General features: G+C 49.7%; 19 protein-coding genes and 3 pseudogenes. 16 read left to right on the forward strand and 6 right to left on the reverse strand.

Annotated features, from left to right (window positions below; all coding sequences use genetic code 11):
- Positions 1 to 411: 411 nt before the first annotated feature.
- From OGX67_RS27010 to OGX67_RS18165, 4 genes and pseudogenes are all read right to left on the reverse strand, one after another.
- Positions 412 to 486: pseudogene (locus tag OGX67_RS27010) on the reverse strand (hypothetical protein); the annotation flags it as partial.
- Between the two features lie 282 nt (positions 487 to 768).
- Positions 769 to 1194 carry a glutaredoxin-dependent arsenate reductase gene (gene arsC, locus OGX67_RS18155; RefSeq protein ID WP_071696958.1) on the reverse strand — a complete coding sequence of 142 codons (426 nt, stop codon included), beginning with the start codon at positions 1192 to 1194 and terminating at the stop codon, positions 769 to 771.
- A 12-nt stretch (positions 1195 to 1206) separates the two neighbouring features.
- Entirely contained in the window at positions 1207 to 2496 is a 1290-nt protein-coding gene (locus OGX67_RS18160) for an arsenic transporter (RefSeq protein WP_257651405.1), read from the reverse strand.
- A 43-nt stretch (positions 2497 to 2539) separates the two neighbouring features.
- Complete coding sequence (locus tag OGX67_RS18165) at positions 2540 to 2860, reverse strand: transcriptional regulator (protein WP_071696963.1); 321 nt, start codon at positions 2858 to 2860, stop codon at positions 2540 to 2542.
- An 85-nt stretch (positions 2861 to 2945) separates the two neighbouring features.
- Between OGX67_RS18165 and arsH the strand changes: the two genes are divergently transcribed.
- Positions 2946 to 3644 carry an arsenical resistance protein ArsH gene (gene arsH / locus OGX67_RS18170; RefSeq protein WP_016150087.1) on the forward strand — a complete coding sequence of 233 codons (699 nt, stop codon included), beginning with the start codon at positions 2946 to 2948 and terminating at the stop codon, positions 3642 to 3644.
- Positions 3645 to 3756: 112 nt separating this feature from the next.
- Here arsH and OGX67_RS18175 read toward each other — a convergent pair.
- Positions 3757 to 3954: pseudogene (locus OGX67_RS18175) on the reverse strand (S24/S26 family peptidase); the annotation flags it as partial.
- A 79-nt stretch (positions 3955 to 4033) separates the two neighbouring features.
- Here OGX67_RS18175 and OGX67_RS18180 point away from each other — a divergent pair.
- Positions 4034 to 4276, forward strand: a complete 243-nt coding sequence (locus OGX67_RS18180; RefSeq protein ID WP_257651404.1) for a DinI family protein — start codon at positions 4034 to 4036, stop codon at positions 4274 to 4276.
- Positions 4277 to 4450: 174 nt separating this feature from the next.
- Positions 4451 to 4960: a DedA family protein gene (locus tag OGX67_RS18185; protein ID WP_032949077.1), complete on the forward strand. Its 510-nt coding sequence runs from the start codon at positions 4451 to 4453 to the stop codon at positions 4958 to 4960.
- Positions 4961 to 5094: 134 nt separating this feature from the next.
- On the opposite strand, the gene icd is transcribed toward OGX67_RS18185, so the two are convergent.
- On the reverse strand, positions 5095 to 6345 hold the full coding sequence (icd, locus tag OGX67_RS18190) for an NADP-dependent isocitrate dehydrogenase (RefSeq protein WP_268043904.1): 1251 nt from the start codon (positions 6343 to 6345) through the stop codon (positions 5095 to 5097).
- A 202-nt stretch (positions 6346 to 6547) separates the two neighbouring features.
- On the opposite strand from icd, the gene rluE reads away from it, so the two are divergent.
- The 13 genes and pseudogenes from rluE (at position 6548) to OGX67_RS18255 (ending at position 17308) form a co-directional block, all read left to right on the forward strand.
- Positions 6548 to 7171: a 23S rRNA pseudouridine(2457) synthase RluE gene (rluE, locus tag OGX67_RS18195; protein ID WP_003030770.1), complete on the forward strand. Its 624-nt coding sequence runs from the start codon at positions 6548 to 6550 to the stop codon at positions 7169 to 7171.
- 34 nt (positions 7172 to 7205) lie between these two features.
- Positions 7206 to 8144 (forward strand): hypothetical protein, encoded by a 939-nt coding sequence (locus OGX67_RS18200; RefSeq protein ID WP_257651402.1) that lies wholly within the window; start codon positions 7206 to 7208, stop codon positions 8142 to 8144.
- Between the two features lie 9 nt (positions 8145 to 8153).
- The gene (locus tag OGX67_RS18205; RefSeq protein ID WP_061547879.1) at positions 8154 to 8615 is read left to right on the forward strand and encodes an NUDIX hydrolase; all 462 of its coding nucleotides are present in this window, start codon (positions 8154 to 8156) and stop codon (positions 8613 to 8615) included.
- 53 nt (positions 8616 to 8668) lie between these two features.
- Complete coding sequence (gene mnmA / locus OGX67_RS18210) at positions 8669 to 9775, forward strand: tRNA 2-thiouridine(34) synthase MnmA (RefSeq protein ID WP_003832402.1); 1107 nt, start codon at positions 8669 to 8671, stop codon at positions 9773 to 9775.
- 34 nt (positions 9776 to 9809) lie between these two features.
- Positions 9810 to 10451, forward strand: coding sequence for a high frequency lysogenization protein HflD (gene hflD, locus OGX67_RS18215; RefSeq protein WP_003841885.1), 642 nt, complete (start codon positions 9810 to 9812; stop codon positions 10449 to 10451).
- Between the two features lie 3 nt (positions 10452 to 10454).
- Positions 10455 to 11825, forward strand: a complete 1371-nt coding sequence (gene purB, locus OGX67_RS18220) for an adenylosuccinate lyase (protein WP_257651401.1) — start codon at positions 10455 to 10457, stop codon at positions 11823 to 11825.
- A gap of 15 nt (positions 11826 to 11840) precedes the next feature.
- Positions 11841 to 12092 (forward strand): annotated as a pseudogene (locus tag OGX67_RS26865) (SOS response-associated peptidase family protein); the annotation flags it as partial.
- A 153-nt stretch (positions 12093 to 12245) separates the two neighbouring features.
- Positions 12246 to 12785 (forward strand): cytochrome b, encoded by a 540-nt coding sequence (locus OGX67_RS18230; protein ID WP_071696760.1) that lies wholly within the window; start codon positions 12246 to 12248, stop codon positions 12783 to 12785.
- A 371-nt stretch (positions 12786 to 13156) separates the two neighbouring features.
- Positions 13157 to 13813, forward strand: a complete 657-nt coding sequence (locus OGX67_RS18235; protein WP_071696759.1) for a thermostable hemolysin — start codon at positions 13157 to 13159, stop codon at positions 13811 to 13813.
- Entirely contained in the window at positions 13794 to 15236 is a 1443-nt protein-coding gene (locus OGX67_RS18240; protein WP_257651400.1) for an AMP-dependent synthetase/ligase, read from the forward strand. Before OGX67_RS18235 ends, OGX67_RS18240 begins: the two co-directional genes overlap by 20 nt.
- Positions 15233 to 15898 carry an iron-containing redox enzyme family protein gene (locus OGX67_RS18245; protein WP_204583710.1) on the forward strand — a complete coding sequence of 222 codons (666 nt, stop codon included), beginning with the start codon at positions 15233 to 15235 and terminating at the stop codon, positions 15896 to 15898. Before OGX67_RS18240 ends, OGX67_RS18245 begins: the two co-directional genes overlap by 4 nt.
- The gene (locus OGX67_RS18250) at positions 15885 to 16691 is read left to right on the forward strand and encodes an SDR family oxidoreductase (RefSeq protein WP_071696756.1); all 807 of its coding nucleotides are present in this window, start codon (positions 15885 to 15887) and stop codon (positions 16689 to 16691) included. Before OGX67_RS18245 ends, OGX67_RS18250 begins: the two co-directional genes overlap by 14 nt.
- Positions 16688 to 17308: a hypothetical protein gene (locus OGX67_RS18255; protein WP_286526948.1), complete on the forward strand. Its 621-nt coding sequence runs from the start codon at positions 16688 to 16690 to the stop codon at positions 17306 to 17308. Before OGX67_RS18250 ends, OGX67_RS18255 begins: the two co-directional genes overlap by 4 nt.
- The last annotated feature ends 38 nt before the right edge of the window (positions 17309 to 17346 follow it).

Here is a 17346-nt window from a genome sequence, read left to right on the forward strand (position 1 = left end):
GTTCTTTTTTGGACATTATTAATATTCAGGATAATAAATTATCATAACGTGTTGATAAAAATGGATTTAACATTAGAGTAAAACAACATTAAAACGCACCATCTTTAATATACTCCCAATATTTTCTTGTTTTTAAAACGACTGTTTTACATATAATAATTAATAATATACAAACTCCACTCAATTATATTTAGTTCTCATACCCGAATCGGTTTAAATAAATATTGAAAGATATGGATATCTTTTATCAATAAATAGAATTGTAATGACAAAGATAAAAATTAAATCTTTAGTGCTATTAAAATGAGTTTAATAGTCTGAGTGCCAGGAAAGCACTTTGCAGGTAAAAAAACGGGAACCAATCGGTTCCAATTCTTATACAACCCAGAATCTGGATTACATGTTTTCGATGATCGCGCCTTCCATACCTTTAACAATTAAGTCAGCCGCTTCGGTCCAACCCATGTGGCGCAGCATTACATTGCTAAAATCATAGCAACCATTTGATAAAGTTGAAATTATCATCCTCTCTACTTTCAAATCAGCCTGTAGCTACCATTTTAAACTCATTGATTGTCTAAACTTTGGTTTTAGTTTTGGGGAAGAGTTTTCGCCAAGAATCCAAGTTTTTCACGCCAGCTCATTCAACACACTACCGCTAATGGCAAGCCTCGATGGTAAAGCTGTTGCTGCCGCAGAGGTCCGATTTGAGCGAAAACCGGACGCCCGCATAGCGTGAACAGACATCCGGTATTTTGAAGTGGCAGATTACTTAATCTGCTTACCCGTTTCGTCAATGACCTTCTCGCCATCCTCTTTGGTAAACGCTCCTTTCTGACCTTCCGGTAGGATATCCAACACTATTTCTGAAGGGCGGCAAAGACGAGTGCCAAGCGGCGTAACGACTACCGGCCGATTAATCAGGATCGGATGTTGAAGCATGAAATCAATCAACTGCTCATCACTAAATTTATCTTCATCAAGACCCAGGTGTTCATAAGGCTCAACATTCTTACGCAGTAATGCACGCACCGTAATTCCCATATCTGAAATAAGTTGAATCAGCTCATCACGGGTCGGTGGCGTATCGAGATAATAAATTATCGTTGGTTCGTTGCCGCTGTTACGGATCATCTCCAGCGTGTTGCGAGAAGTGCCGCAGGCAGGGTTATGATAGATGGTAATGTTGCTCATATCTGTATCTCATTACAAAGTGATGGAGAGCCGCAACGCCAGCGCGGCCAGAGTGACAAACAGCACGGGCAGAATCATGATAATACCCGTGCGGAAGTAATATCCCCAGGTAATCGTTATATTTTTCTGGGCAAGCACATGCAGCCAAAGCAGGGTTGCCAGACTGCCAATCGGGGTGATTTTCGGACCTAAATCGCAGCCAATCACGTTGGCATAAATCATTGCCTCTTTGACGATGCCAGTCGCCGTGCTCCCGTCAATCGCCAGTGCGCCAATCAGCACCGTCGGCATATTGTTCATCACCGACGACAGGAACGCGGTCAGGAAGCCGGTGCCGAACGTTGCTACCCATAACCCCTTTTCTGCCAGTAGGTTCAGCACGTCAGACAGATACTCCGTAAGCCCTGCATTGCGCAGGCCATAGACCACCAGGTACATACCCAACGAAAAAATAACGATCTGCCATGGTGCACCGCGGAGGACTTTTCCGGTGTTGATAGCATGACCTCTTTTCGCCACTATAAACAGTATTGCTGCGCCACCAGCCGCTATCGCACTGACCGGGATCCCCAGAGGCTCCAGAACAAAGAAACCGACAAGCAGCAATAACAGGACAATCCAGCCCGCCCTGAACGTTGCCGGATCCTTTATCACACTGGCAGGCGTCTTCAGCAGCGAAACGTCATACGTCGCCGGAATGTCCCTGCGGAAGAAGAGATGCAGCATGACCAGAGTGGCCGCAATCGCTGCCACATCTACGGGGATCATAACGGAGGCATACTGCGTAAAGCCCAGACCGAAAAAGTCCGCCGAGACGATATTCACCAGGTTAGAAACAATTAGCGGCAGGCTGGCCGTATCTGCAATAAATCCTGCGGCCATGACAAACGCCAATGTCGTGCCCTGGCTGAATCCCAGTGCGAGCAGCATCGCAATTACAATCGGCGTCAGGATCAGCGCAGCGCCGTCATTGGCAAACAACGCAGCAACAGCGGCACCAAGCAAGACTATCCAGGTAAACAAAAGGCGGCCACGTCCGTTACCCCAGCTGGAGACGTGCAGTGCGGCCCATTCAAAGAAGCCGGACTCATCAAGCAACAGGCTGATGATAATGACCGCAATAAATGCCGCTGTCGCGTTCCAGACGATATTCCAGACAACGGGAATATCAGCGATATGGATGACTCCGGTTCCCAGCGCCAGCGCAGCTCCGATACTCGCGCTCCAGCCAATACTCAGGCCTCTGGGTTGCCAGATAACCAGTACCAGCGTCAGTAAAAATATACTCCCTGCCAAAAACATTTCAGACTCCGTTATATATGATTATGTAAATGTGTTTCCTGCCTCAGCAGGAGGTACAGGCCGACTTTGCCAACCATTCCCGTACATCCTCCTGAAGGCACAGCCAGGATGTCGTGATTGTCTCAGCGGCCCACGCCGGAATATGAGGTGAGAGACGATAGTGGATCCATTTCCCTTCCCGACGATCAAGAACAAGCTTTGCCTCACGCAGGACGGCCATATGGCGTGATATTTTGGGCTGTGATTCGGCGGTAGCTGCACAGATATCGCACACGCACAGTTCTCCGGACTCCCGCAGAAGCATGACAATGGCGAGACGTGTTTCATCTGACAGGATTTTGAAAAGCTGAACAGGTTGTAGCATTTTTCTCTCCGCTCCCTTTAGAATACACATATGGTAAATCATATGTATCAACTTTGAAATCATCTGCTCTCTCTGGAGGAGAAAAATGGAACAATTTCCTGCCCTGAATACTAAATGCTTTGATCAACACATCGCTGAACGCCTGAACGTGCAGGAGCCACCACGGATTCTGATCCTGTATGGTTCAGTGAGAGAGCGCTCCTACAGCCGCTTTGCCGCGGAGGAAGCCGGTCGCCTACTGACGGCGATGGGCGCGGAGGTGAAACTGTTTAACCCCTCCGGTTTACCCCTACCGGATGATGCGCCGGACACGCATCCCAAAGTCACCGAGCTGCGCGGTCTGGTCAGATGGTGTGATGGGATGGTGTGGAGTTCTCCGGAACGGCACGGTGCTATGAGCGCAGTCATGAAGGCGCAGATTGACTGGATCCCCTTAAGTGAAGGAGCGATTCGTCCTTCGCAGGGCAAAACACTTGCGGTAATGCAGGTCTGCGGCGGTTCACAGTCTTTCAATGCCGTGAACCAGATGCGTATACTTGGTCGCTGGATGCGGATGTTTACGATCCCCAACCAGTCCTCTGTAGCCAAGGCATGGCAAGAGTTCGACGAAAACGGACGAATGAAACCTTCTTCATGGTATGACCGCATCGTCGATGTAGCCGAGGAGCTGTTTAAAATCACGCTGCTGCTTAAGGGACAAACCAGTTATCTTGCAGATCGTTACAGCGAGCGAAAAGAGAGCCATCAGGAGCTTTCATCCCGTGTCAATCAGGACAAAATATAACGTATGTTCTTCGTGAATCCATACTGCATGAGTTTAACAATGTCCGCTTTGGCAGATTGATTATGCCGGATGATCTCTAAATGTGAACGGCACGATTATGCGGGCTACTTACAATTGCACATATCAGCAATGAGCCATCACAGGCAGTAAGTGACGCATCCACAACAAACAGCGCCCCCTGAAGTATTCCTTCCCTGAAATGTGAACGCGATGCCCGCATGAAATAAGTCGCTGCGGGCTGGCTGATTAGTTGCTGATCGAGGGAGATTCGTGTTTCAACATAATCTGCCGCAGGTGAAGGAAAGCCCATGTTTATGCCCTCTGTTGAATACCGGATAAAAAACACAGCACAAATACTGTATATCCATCCAGCAATGAAGCGATAAGCAATGTTCGTGGAACTCGTTTATGACAAAAGGAATTTTGATGGTCTGCCCAGTGCAAAAGATATCATTCTGGGCGAATTGACCAAGAGGGTTCACCGGATTTTCCCCGACGCTGATGTCCGGGTTAGACCGATGATGACATTGCCGGCGATCAACACTGACGCCAGCAAGCACGAGAAGGAACAGATCAGCCGTACTGTTCAGGAAATGTTTGAAGAGGCTGATATGTGGCTGGTTTCAGATTAAGTGCGTTCGATTCATCTTCCTTTACCCTATCCCGCTCAACAGTATTCTGCTGCTAAACGCAGATAGTTGTCACAGCCGGGATTAAGTGCAGCAGTCAGTAATTCATCTGTGTTGAGGCCTGATTAAGCCGTACCGCGGTTAAATAGCCAAGGAACCTTAACTGGAGAAGCATTGATGGAGTGGGTAAACGCGTTGATGAGCCATTTCGCGCTTCATCCTTTCAGCCTGTGGGGCCTGCTTTTTGGAATCGCATTCGCAAAATCTACGTTCCTCATTTCAGCTGTATTACCGCCAGCATCTGTTATGTTGGTTGCTGTAATTTCCGTCGGCAAGGTGACTATTACGCCATGGGAAGCAGGAATTGCTGTAATGATTGGCGCATGGTGCGGGACAATTGTTAATTATCACCTTGGAATGATGATGGGACATCTACCCTGGCTGGCACGCATCATGTCGCGTCATGCCGATACAGTAGTACGGGTTCGACGCCGGTTGCAAAACAGTTCTGTACCGATACTTTTTACTTCGCGCTTTATTGCCGTGCTGCGTTACATTGTGCCATTAGTTGCTGGAATGTTGCATCTTCATCCAGTGAAAGTGTATGCAGTCAGTCTGATCTCTGCGGCGACCTGGTCAGCGCTTTATGTCGGAGGCTTTAGTCTCGTTTTGCCTTTTTTTAGCTAAACCAAACATAAATAGACCACAACAAGCCCTGATACCCCCTGGTATTGGGCGGATAAAAGACAGGGAAAGAATTTATCAGGCACAAAAAAACGGGAACCACCTGGCTCCCGTTCTCATACAACCCAGAATGCGGATTACATGTTTTCGATGATCGCGTCACCAAACTCTGAACATTTCAGCAGCTTAGCGCCGTCCATCAGACGTTCGAAATCGTAAGTTACGGTCTTGGCGTTAATCGCGCCTTCCATACCTTTAACGATCAGGTCAGCCGCTTCAACCCAACCCATGTGGCGCAGCATCATTTCTGCAGACAGAATGATAGAACCTGGATTCACTTTATCCTGCCCTGCATACTTCGGTGCAGTACCGTGGGTTGCTTCGAACAGTGCGCATTCGTCACCGATGTTTGCACCCGGCGCGATACCAATACCACCAACCTGTGCGGCCAACGCATCGGAGATGTAGTCACCGTTCAGGTTCATACAGGCAATCACGTCATACTCAGCCGGGCGCAGCAGGATCTGTTGCAGGAACGCATCGGCAATGACGTCCTTAACCACGATCTCTTTACCGGTTTTCGGGTTCTTGATTTTCACCCATGGACCGCCATCGATCAGTTCGCCACCAAATTCTTCACGCGCTAACTGGTAACCCCAGTCTTTGAACGCGCCTTCGGTGAACTTCATGATGTTGCCTTTGTGTACCAGGGTAACTGAATCACGATCGTTGGCGATGGCGTAATCAATCGCTGCACGTACCAGACGTTTAGTCCCTTCTTCTGAACACGGTTTGATACCAATACCGCAATGTTCCGGGAAGCGTATTTTCTTCACACCCATCTCTTCGCGCAGGAATTTAATCACTTTCTCAGCATCGGCAGAGTCAGCTTTCCACTCGATACCCGCGTAGATATCTTCGGAGTTTTCACGGAAGATGACCATATCGGTCAGTTCAGGGTGTTTAACCGGGCTTGGTGTACCCTGATAATAACGCACCGGACGCAGGCAGACATACAGGTCAAGTTCCTGACGCAGAGCTACGTTCAGAGAGCGAATACCGCCGCCAACAGGGGTGGTCAGAGGGCCTTTAATGGCAACACGATATTCACGAATCAGATCTAAGGTTTCAGCAGGCAGCCAGACGTCCTGGCCATAAACCTGAGTGGATTTCTCGCCGGTGTAGATTTCCATCCAGGAGATTTTACGCTCGCCTTTATAGGCTTTCTCGACAGCAGCATCGACAACTTTGATCATCGGTGGGGTTACATCAACGCCGATACCGTCGCCTTCAATGAACGGGATAATCGGATTTTCAGGAACGTTGAGTTTGCCGTTTTGCAGGGTGATCTTCTTACCTTCCGCCGGAACAACTACTTTGCTTTCCATTCACCTCTCCTTCGAGCGCTTCTGGTTCTGCTCGTCTGTCATCGCGCTGCATGTGCGTTTGCGTCCTGCTGCACGAATGCGTTAGAGCAATTTTTTGTTAATGTTTTGTAATGAGCATGTCAATACTACCCTAATGTTCGTCGCCATGAAAGACACTCGTTCTTAGGCTATAATGCGGCAATTGATATAATCTGAAAATACCATGCAAAAAACTTCTTTTAGAAATCACCGGGTTGAGCGATTCAGCTCACGACAAGTCACTAAGCAGCGTAAAGAAAACCAGCCAAAACGCGTGGTTTTGTTCAATAAACCCTACGATGTTTTGCCACAATTTACTGACGAGGCTGGCAGAAGCACGTTAAAAGATTTTATTCCCTTGCCGGGAATTTATGCGGCGGGCCGACTCGACCGGGACAGCGAAGGGCTTTTGGTGCTGACCAATGACGGCGCACTGCAAGCGCGGTTAACGCAACCCGGGAAGCGTACCGGGAAAATTTATTACGTCCAGGTTGAAGGCGAGCCGACGGCAGAAGCGCTGGACGCCCTGCGTACCGGAGTAACGCTCAATGATGGCCCCACGCTACCCGCAGGTATTGAGGTAGTAGAGGAACCCGTATGGCTGTGGCCGAGAAATCCGCCGATTCGGGAACGAAAAAACATTCCCACCAGTTGGTTGAAAGTCACCTTATATGAAGGCCGCAACCGTCAGGTACGTCGTATGACCGCGCATGTTGGATTTCCTACGCTGCGCCTCATCCGCTATGCCATGGGGGATTACACGCTGGAAAATCTCGCTAACGGCGAGTGGCGGGAACTGAAATCATAACCGTACGGTTTAACGTGAGTGTTAACAGGGAAGAATGAAAAATATGGATAAACAGCTTTTTGCAGCATTCATCCTGCTCGGCGTGTCACCGTTTTGTTCAGCAAAACTGGACTGTGAGGCGATTGCCGGAATTGCAGCAGGAGAGGCAAACTACCTTTATGAGTCTGCCAAAGTAAAAACCGACTCACGTCTGCATTTCTATTCTGCACCAGCAACAGAGTGTCAACTCCCCGCGTTCATGGTCAATGGCGACACTGTTGAGGTGCTCAGGAGTTCACAGCGCTACAAAAGCACGGGCATGCTTTCCAAAGATGAGCCTTATCGTTACGTACGTTATCGGGACGCTAAAGGAACCTTTGCCACCGGGTGGGTCTCGGCTGATGGATTAACACTGTTATCCAGTCCGCTTGCAGCAAGCGCGTCTTGCCAGGCATGGGCAAATAAAGAGATGTCACAGCGTGGGTACTTGCCCTACTCCTTAGCAAACCACTATCAGGTAATGGGAGACGCCCGCGCATGGTTCTATGTGATGCCAACCGAACAGTGTCGCAGCCCATCCGTATTTTTAGTGCCCGGCGATCTCGTCTCTGTACAAGAACAATCCAACGATGATTTTATGGAAGCGGTCTACTACACCACCGATCACCATATCGTACGCGGCTGGTTAAAAAAGTCGCAGTTACAGGCTTTAAACAGCGGTGACCGCTATCGCGACGACATCAACCCGCTGTCGACAGACAAGGCAACGAGAGTCGCCACCCTTGGGCTACGTCACGACTATCAATGTATTTTTTATGAAAGCTGGAATGCTAAAAAGGCCATTGAGATTATCGTACGCGAGGATCATCAAACTGCATTGTGTCGCGGAGGGGCCGACCCACAAACGTCGCCTCCTGTGGCTTATATCAGTATCGACAAGACCAGCGGTGAAATTAGCTGGCCAGATGTTGCCGAAGGTTTTGCTGAGGAATAAGGGGGAAACATGTTCAAACCGCACGTCACGGTCGCCTGCATTGTGCATGCAGAAGATAAATTCTTAGTCGTTGAAGAAACGATCAATGGCAAGGCCTTGTGGAATCAACCCGCAGGGCACCTGGAAGCCGACGAAACGCTGGTGCAAGCCGCAGCACGCGAACTATGGGAAGAAACGGGCATTAAAGCACAGCCACAGCATTTTGTTCGTATGCATCAATGGATTGCACCGGACAGAACGCCCTTTTTGCGTTTTCTTTTCGCTATCGAGCTTGCCAATATGTGCGCTACTGAGCCCCATGACAGCGATATTGATTGCTGTCGTTGGGTCAGCGCAGAAGAGATTTTCTCTGCGCCAAACCTGCGTTCGCCGTTGGTTGCAGAGAGTATTCGCTGTTATCAGAGCGGCCAGCACTACCCGCTGTCCATGATCGGTGAATTTAACTGGCCATTTACAGAGGGTGTCAAGTAAAGGGCTGCGTGCTAGAATATGCCGCCTTGAAGTTCAATGTTGTGAGTATTCCTATGTCTGAAAGCCCAAAAAAAGTGATCGTCGGCATGTCCGGCGGTGTCGATTCCTCCGTTTCTGCCTGGCTGTTACAACAACAGGGCTATCAGGTAGAAGGCCTGTTCATGAAGAACTGGGAAGAGGACGATGGCGAGGAATACTGCACAGCGGCCGCCGACCTTGCGGATGCACAGGCTGTCTGTGACAAACTCGGCATTGAACTGCATACCGTCAACTTTGCCGCAGAATACTGGGACAACGTCTTTGAACTGTTCCTTGAAGAGTACAAAGCGGGTCGTACGCCGAACCCGGATATTCTGTGCAATAAAGAAATTAAGTTTAAAGCTTTCCTTGAGTTTGCCGCCGAAGATTTAGGTGCCGATTACATCGCCACCGGTCACTACGTGCGTCGCGCAGATGTCGACGGCAAAAGTCGCCTGCTGCGTGGGCTCGATGGTAATAAAGACCAAAGTTATTTCCTCTATACGCTCGGCCATGAGCAAATCGCGCAAAGCCTGTTTCCGGTCGGTGAACTGGAAAAACCGCAGGTGCGTAAAATTGCCGAAGACCTTGGTCTGATTACGGCCAAGAAAAAAGACTCCACCGGCATCTGCTTCATTGGTGAACGTAAGTTCCGCGAATTTCTTGGTCGCTACCTGCCGGCTCAGCCAGGCAAAATCATCACCGTTGATGGTGAAGAGATTGGTCAGCATCAGGGGCTGATGTACCACACTCTGGGTCAGCGTAAAGGTCTGGGTATTGGCGGAACGAAAGAAGGGACAGAAGATCCATGGTATGTGGTGGATAAAGACGTTGAGAACAACATTCTGGTTGTCGCTCAGGGTCATGAACATCCACGTCTGATGTCTGTTGGCCTGGTGGCGCAACAGCTGCATTGGGTCGATCGCGAACCGTTCACTGGCACCATGCGCTGTACGGTGAAAACCCGCTATCGTCAGACCGACATTCCGTGCACCGTTAAGGCACTGGATGCTGAGCGTATTGAAGTCATTTTCGACGAGCCAGTCGCGGCGGTTACGCCGGGTCAGTCGGCTGTCTTTTACAATGGCGAAGTGTGCCTCGGCGGCGGCATTATCGAACAACGATTGCCTCTGCCGGTATAATTACTTACACATTTGATACAAGGAAGCAGTGAACGTGGCAAAGAATTATTATGACATCACCCTCGCCCTGGCAGGCATTTGCCAGTCGGCACGCCTGGTGCAGGAACTGGCGCACCAGGGGCATTGTGATGCCGATGCATTACACGTTTCACTGAACAGTGTCATCGACATGAATCCCAGCTCTACGCTGGGCGTGTTTGGCGGCAGCGAGGCCAACCTGCGTTTGGGGCTGGAAACAATGCTCGGCGTACTGAACGCCAGCAGTCGCCAGGGACTGAACGCTGAACTCACTCGTTACACGCTAAGCCTGATGGTGCTGGAGCGTAAGCTGTCAGCGGCCAAGGGCGCTATGGACACGCTGGGAGACCGTATCAGCGGCTTGCAGCGCCAGCTGGATCATTTTGATTTGCAGTCAGAAACGTTGATGAGTGCGATGGCTGGCATTTATGTTGACGTCATCAGCCCACTCGGCCCGCGTATTCAGGTCACGGGTTCCCCGGCCATCCTCCAGAGCCCGCAGGTTCAGGCTAAAGTACGCGCTTCGCTGCTGGCTGGCATCCGTGCTGCCGTGCTCTGGCATCAGGTTGGTGGAGGCCGTCTGCAACTCATGTTTTCTCGTAATCGCCTGACGACTCAGGCAAAACAAATTCTTGCTCATTTAACCCCGGAGTTGTGATCTATGGAATTATCCTCACTGACCGCCGTTTCCCCTGTCGATGGACGCTACGGCGATAAAGTCAGCGCGCTGCGCGGGATTTTCAGCGAATACGGTTTGCTGAAATTCCGCGTACAGGTTGAAGTACGCTGGCTGCAAAAACTGGCCGCGCACGCAGCGATCAAGGAAGTTCCTGCTTTTGCTGCCGACGCAATCGGTTTCCTTGATGCGATCGTCGCTAACTTCAATGAAGAAGATGCTGCGCGTATCAAAACCATTGAACGTACGACCAACCATGATGTGAAGGCAGTTGAGTATTTCCTGAAAGAGAAAGTAGCGGATATCCCGGAACTGCACTCCGTTTCCGAATTTATCCACTTTGCGTGCACCTCAGAAGACATCAACAACCTGTCTCACGCGCTGATGCTGAAAACCGCACGCGACGAAGTAGTCCTGCCGTACTGGCGTCAACTGATTGATGGCATCACAGCACTTTCTGTTGAATATCGCGATATTCCCCTGCTCTCCCGTACTCACGGGCAACCGGCCACCCCATCAACGATGGGCAAAGAAATGGCAAACGTGGCATATCGCATGGAGCGTCAGTACCGCCAACTCAACCAGGTTGAAATCCTCGGAAAAATCAACGGTGCTGTGGGTAACTATAACGCCCACATCGCCGCTTACCCGGAAGTTGACTGGCATCAGTTTAGCGAAGAGTTCGTCACTTCGCTTGGGATCCAGTGGAATCCATACACCACACAAATCGAGCCGCACGATTACATCGCTGAGCTGTTTGATTGCATCGCCCGCTTTAATACCATTCTGATCGATTTCGATCGCGACGTCTGGGGTTACATTGCGTTGGGTCACTTCAAGCAGAAAACTGTCGCGGGCGAAATCGGTTCTTCGACCATGCCACACAAAGTGAACCCTATCGATTTCGAAAACTCTGAGGGTAACCTGGGCCTGTCTAACGCGGTTCTGCAGCACCTGGCGAGCAAACTGCCGGTCTCCCGCTGGCAGCGTGACCTGACTGATTCTACCGTTCTGCGTAACCTGGGCGTAGGTATTGGCTATGCGCTGATCGCCTATCAGTCCACGCTGAAGGGCGTGAGCAAACTGGAAGTGAACCGCGATCATCTGCTGGATGAACTGGATCATAACTGGGAAGTTCTGGCAGAGCCGATTCAGACCGTGATGCGTCGCTACGGTATTGAGAAGCCGTACGAGAAGTTGAAAGAACTGACCCGTGGCAAGCGCGTTGACGCCGAAGGTATGAAGCAGTTTATCGATGGTCTGGCACTGCCGGAAGAAGAGAAAACTCGCCTGAAAGCAATGACGCCTGCCAATTATATTGGTCGCGCCATCGCCATGGTTGATGAACTGAAGTAATCAGCAACTCCCCAGATGCTGAACAGAAGCCGGATAAGCGTAAGCGATTCCGGCTTTTTATCGCCCGCTACATTATCCCTTCCCCCCCACCACATTTGCCCCCAAATAAGTAACAATCTATGGTGGTCTAAGCTGCTACTAATTTATGCACGATCTGAAACTGCAGCCACCCGCAGAATGTTTAAACCACTCTGGCAGCATGGCCGTGCAATTTTCTTTGCTAATGGCTGGTACGAATGGAAAAAGGAAGGCGACAAGAAACAGCCCGGATTGCCGGAAAGGCCCCGTAAGTGATAATAAGCATCAAAACATTCACGTAAGGTCATTGGAATAACAATTTCTTAATCTCTCAACGAAAATAAGGATTTGTTAAGCTTCATACTTTATGGTCGATGCAACACACCCTTTGAGGAAACAATAATGATGAAATTCTCAAAACTTCAGATTCGCTTACACTGGCTGACTCTGATGTTAATAGCGATAACCTATGCAGCTATGGAGCTACGCGGCTGGTTTCCTAAAGGCAGCAACACCTACCTGCTCATGAAAGAAACACATTACAATGCCGGGGTATTTGTCTGGTTTTTAATGATAATACGATTAATTATTAAACATAAGTATCATGACCCAGCCATCACTCCGCCCCCACCGACCTGGCAGATGATGGCTGCTAAAATAATGCATATCCTGCTATACATTTCTTTTTTGACTCTGCCATTATTAGGTATTGCAATTATGGCTTACGGTGGGAAGGACTGGAGTTTCTTAAGTTTTAACATTGCACCTTTCGTTACTCCTGACGGGGAAACAAAATCACTTATTAAAGATATTCACGAAACACTGGCAAACGTCGGATACTTTTTAATTGCAGCGCATGCAGGTGCAGCGTTATTTCATCACTACGTCCAGAAAGATAACACTCTTTTGAGAATGATCCCTGACTGTAACGATAAGAAATAAATACAAATTTTAATATTTAACATTACAGCAGGCACTCAGTGAATGCCTGCTGTAATCCTGGAGAATTGGTATCGCGCCTTTTGGTAGTTCTTTAGTGCGATCAATGGCTAATTCAACTCTCATAATTACCTCCGATACATATACTGTTTTTTTATACAGCCCCCCCCCCTGTAAGCAGAAATGATCAACGATTTAAGAGCACAAATTATTAATTTTTTTACGTAATGTATTTACACATCAGACATTCCGTTTTTTCGAGTCCTACACATTCTTGCCGCGACATTGGATTTAAATTACCAGGCTCATGCTCAACTTAATGTTAACATAATGTTGACTCGCCATACTGGTAAGACGCCAAAAGAGGTCTTCCTATGCGAATATTATCTCCTTATACGTTGCGCTGGCTTCCAGGTGAACGTGAGCAAAATGATATTTCAGAGTTTATTCGTGAAAGTTATTCTCAGTTTTATCATGCTTCTCTTCCGCGCTGCATGCCATGGTTGCTTGGAATGTTCGATGCTAACGGAGAATTAAAAGCAGCCTGTGGCGTCCAGCCGGCCTCAATGGGTAAGATATATCTCGAACACTATCTTGATGTCCCGGTTGAAGCCGTGCTGTTTGCACGATTGTCACATCCCGTTTCACGCGACTCGATTGTTGAAATTGGTAATTTTGCCGCGAGCGATGGGGCAAGCGCCCGAATAATGTATGCGGCTCTATGCCTGCTTCTCAATCAATACTGCTATTCGTGGATTGTCTTTACCGGAACTAAAAAAATACGCAATACCTTTTTCCGCCTGAATCTGCAACCAATCACATTGATGCCTGCTGACTCGACAAGGCTTGGCGAAGCTGCGCGTGAATGGGGGAGCTATTACGAACATGACCCGCAAATTATGGCGGGGGAGTTACATGGTGGGCAAACCACACTAAGTCAGAACAGCCTGTTGCTGGGAATGTTTGCTGATCCGCCTTCTGCTCCCTGGATAACCCCTTCCGGAGGATCTTATGCTTCTGAACACGCTTGAGAAACAGGCTGCGCTTCAACCAAATGCCATCGCCCTGCAGGGCGATTCTCGCTCGTGGAGCTGGCAGCAATACCATGATGCCGTTAAGGCAGTGGCCGAACAATTATCTGCCCTCAAGGTAAAACGGCTGGCACTTGAAATGGATAACAGCCCTGAATGGGCCATCATCGATCTCGCATGTCTGATAAGTGGAGTGGTGATCATCCCTGTCCCCTCCTTTTTCAGCGGGCAACAGAAAACTTGGGTACGATCATCAGCCTCAGTGGATGCACAAATCGGTGGGGAAATCCTGGCGGATTGGCAGGAACACGATTTTGTGCTCGGAAGACTGCAAATCCGTGCAGTAGAGGACCCCGTGACTCTGCCGGCAGGAACGGCAAAGATAACGTATACCTCCGGTACAACCGGAGAGCCAAAAGGCGTCTGTCTGAGTCTGGATGGTATGGTATGGATGGCTCAAACGTTAGCGACCGTATTGCACTCCCTGAAATTGGAAAAACACCTGGTGACACTGCCCCTCAGTATTCTGCTGGAGAATCTGTGCGGCGTTTACATCCCTCTGCTACTTGGCGCTGAGACGGTGATTCTCCCACCCTCCCGGATTGGGTTTGAAGGTTCCAGCCGCTTTAATCCAGCCCAGTTTCTTCAGGCGCTGGCCACCTGGTGCCCACAAAGTCTGGTGCTGGTACCAGAATTGCTACGTGTGTTACTGCATCTGCACAAGCAGGTACCGGGCAGTACGCAATCTTTACGGTTTGTCGCCGCAGGCGGTGGCAAGGTTCCGGCTTCATTGCTGACGATGGCGATAACGAGTGGCTTACCTGTATATGAAGGATACGGTCTCTCCGAATGTGGCTCTGTCGTTGCCCTCAATCTGCCCGACGCTATAAAAGAGAACAGCGTCGGTCGGCCATTGCCAGGTATCCAGATCAATGTTGATGACCAGCAACAATTGTGTGTCACCAGCCCAGCCAACGCTTTGGGATATCTGGGATCCGCACCAGCCTCCCCAACAGTTGCTACCGGCGATCTTGGCAGTGTTGATGAACACGGGTTTGTTCGTATTCAGGGTCGCCTGAAGAATGTCCAGATAAACGCTTTTGGTCGTAATTTTTCACCTGAATGGCCTGAGGCAGAGGCCATGACCTGTCCAGCTGTACGCCGGATAGTGATTTTTGGAGAAGGCTTAAGGCATAACGTTGCACTCGTCGATGTCTTCGAGGGGCAACAGATGCAGGCCCGCGAGCAGTTGCTGGCCCTTTCAGCTCGCCTGCATGATTATGCGCAGTTCCATCGCCTGTTATTCACTTCAGCTATATCAGAGCCTGGCATGCTCACTGCAAATGGCCGCCCACGCCGGGAACTCATCCGGCAATCCCTCTGGCAACACATTCTCACCTGTAGTGAAGAGGAGTCATCATGAGCTTTTATAACAAATTACAACAACAGACTGAGGCCGAACGCCGAGGTTTACTCTCCTCGCCTGTCATCGCACGCTGCCAGACTGGTGACATCTCGCGCGACCTGTATATCGCTTTTCTGACACAGGCTTACTATCACGTCAGCCATACCGTCCCCTTGTTGATGAGTGCTGGCAGCCGTTTGCCAGCCTCACATGAAGCCATTCGGGGCGCAATTGCTGAATATATTGACGAAGAGTACGGGCATCAGGAATGGATCCTGAACGATATTCAGGCTTGCGGCGGTGATGCGGAAAGCGTTCGCAATGGCACCCCAGGGATACCGATAGAAATGATGGTGGCCTGGCTCTACTACCGCATTGAACGGGTCAACCCTATGAGTATTTTTGGCATGGTACAGGTTCTGGAGGGAACCAGCGTGTCTATTGCTACCGCGATTGCAGCCCAGGTGGAACGGACACTGGGGTTGCCAGAACAGGCGACAACCTACCTGCGTTCACACGGTGAACTTGATCAAGGACATCTTAAATTTTTCGCCTCACTTATGGATACCGTGGCTGACGAGGCCGATCAGGCAGCCATTATCTATGCCGCTCGTCGCGTCTATCACCTGTACACAGAGATGCTTAACCAACTGGGGCAGACCACGTATGAACCTGCATGATAAAACCGTTCTGCTGACTGGCGCCAGCGGTGGTATCGGACAAGAGCTGGCGCAAAGGCTGGCGCACAAAGGAGCCAGACTCTGCCTGGTTGGACGAAATGCACAGGCGATGACGCTTCTGAAAGAGATGCTTCCCTATCCGGAACGGCATCATATTGTGCTAATGAGCAGTTATACTGATGACGAAATCGTCGCGCTGGCCAGCAGATTCAAAGATGAGAACAAACTGGATATCCTGATCAACAATGCCGGAACCAGTCGTTTTGCACTGTTTGAACAACAGTCTTTTGACGATATTCGGGAACAGATTAGAACCAATATCGAAATCCCCACTCTGTTGACCCGTGCCATGCTGGATAAGTTTAATCCTCAGGGCATCATCCTAAACATTGGTTCGATATTTGGTGAGATTGGCCACCCTGCCTGGAGCGTGTATAGCGCCACCAAAGCGGCCACGCACCGTTTATCGGAAGCGCTGGGGCGCGAATTAAAGGGGAATGGTATCAGCGTACTGTATGCCGCGCCGCGTGCTACCGAAACGGCGCTCAACAGTGACGAGGTTTACGCGCTTAACCGCAAACTGGGCAACAGCAGTGATTCCCCACAATTTGTCGCCGTACGTCTGGTACATCTCCTTGAGACAGAGCAGAAACGCTACCGCTTCGGCGCGATGGAACGTCTGTTCGTTAAAATCAATGCCTGGTTTCCCGGTATGGTAGACAAAGCGCTGGGTAAAAAATTACCCGTGATCCAGTCCTATACCCAGGGCACATTCAAAGGTGAAGACAAATGAAAATTATGAAAACGTTGCTCCTGACAGCAGCTTTTCCCGCCTCTGCCATGGCGACTACCACGCTGGAAAACCTCCAGCACGACTGGTCCGTTTGTCAGTATCAGACCCTTGAAGCAAAAAAAGAGAGCTGCTTTACCACACTGAGTCAACGGGCCCATAGTGCGAGTCAGGCGAAAAATAATGCTGACGCAGCATTGCTTATTTGGTCGGCGATTATCGACAGTAGCTGGGCGGGGGCTAAAGGAGGGCTGGGTGCATTGAGTCTGGTCAAACAGGCCCGTAGCGATCTGGAAAAAGCGATCAGCATCGACCCCAATGCTTTACAAGGATCAGCCTGGACCAGCCTTGGGGCGCTATATTATCAGGTTCCCGGCTGGCCGATTGGGTTTGGTGATAAAAACAAAGCCGAAGAAATGCTGAAAAAAGCACTGGCGATAAATCCTGATGGCATCGACCCAAACTATTTTTATGGTGACTTTTTGCTGAAAGAGAAAAAGACTGGCGAAGGGAAACGCTATCTGGAAAAGGCTCTTAAAGCACCGGCTCGCCAGGGGTGTGAGATTGCCGACCAGGGACGCCATCGCGATATAGCAAAAGACCTGGAAAGTATTCAGTAAAATATTCAACCCCTGCGTTGTTATCACGCCAGGGGTTG

This window comes from Citrobacter sp. Cf118, assembly GCF_030334095.1.
In the GTDB taxonomy this organism is placed as follows: Bacteria; Pseudomonadota; Gammaproteobacteria; order Enterobacterales; family Enterobacteriaceae; genus Citrobacter; species Citrobacter freundii.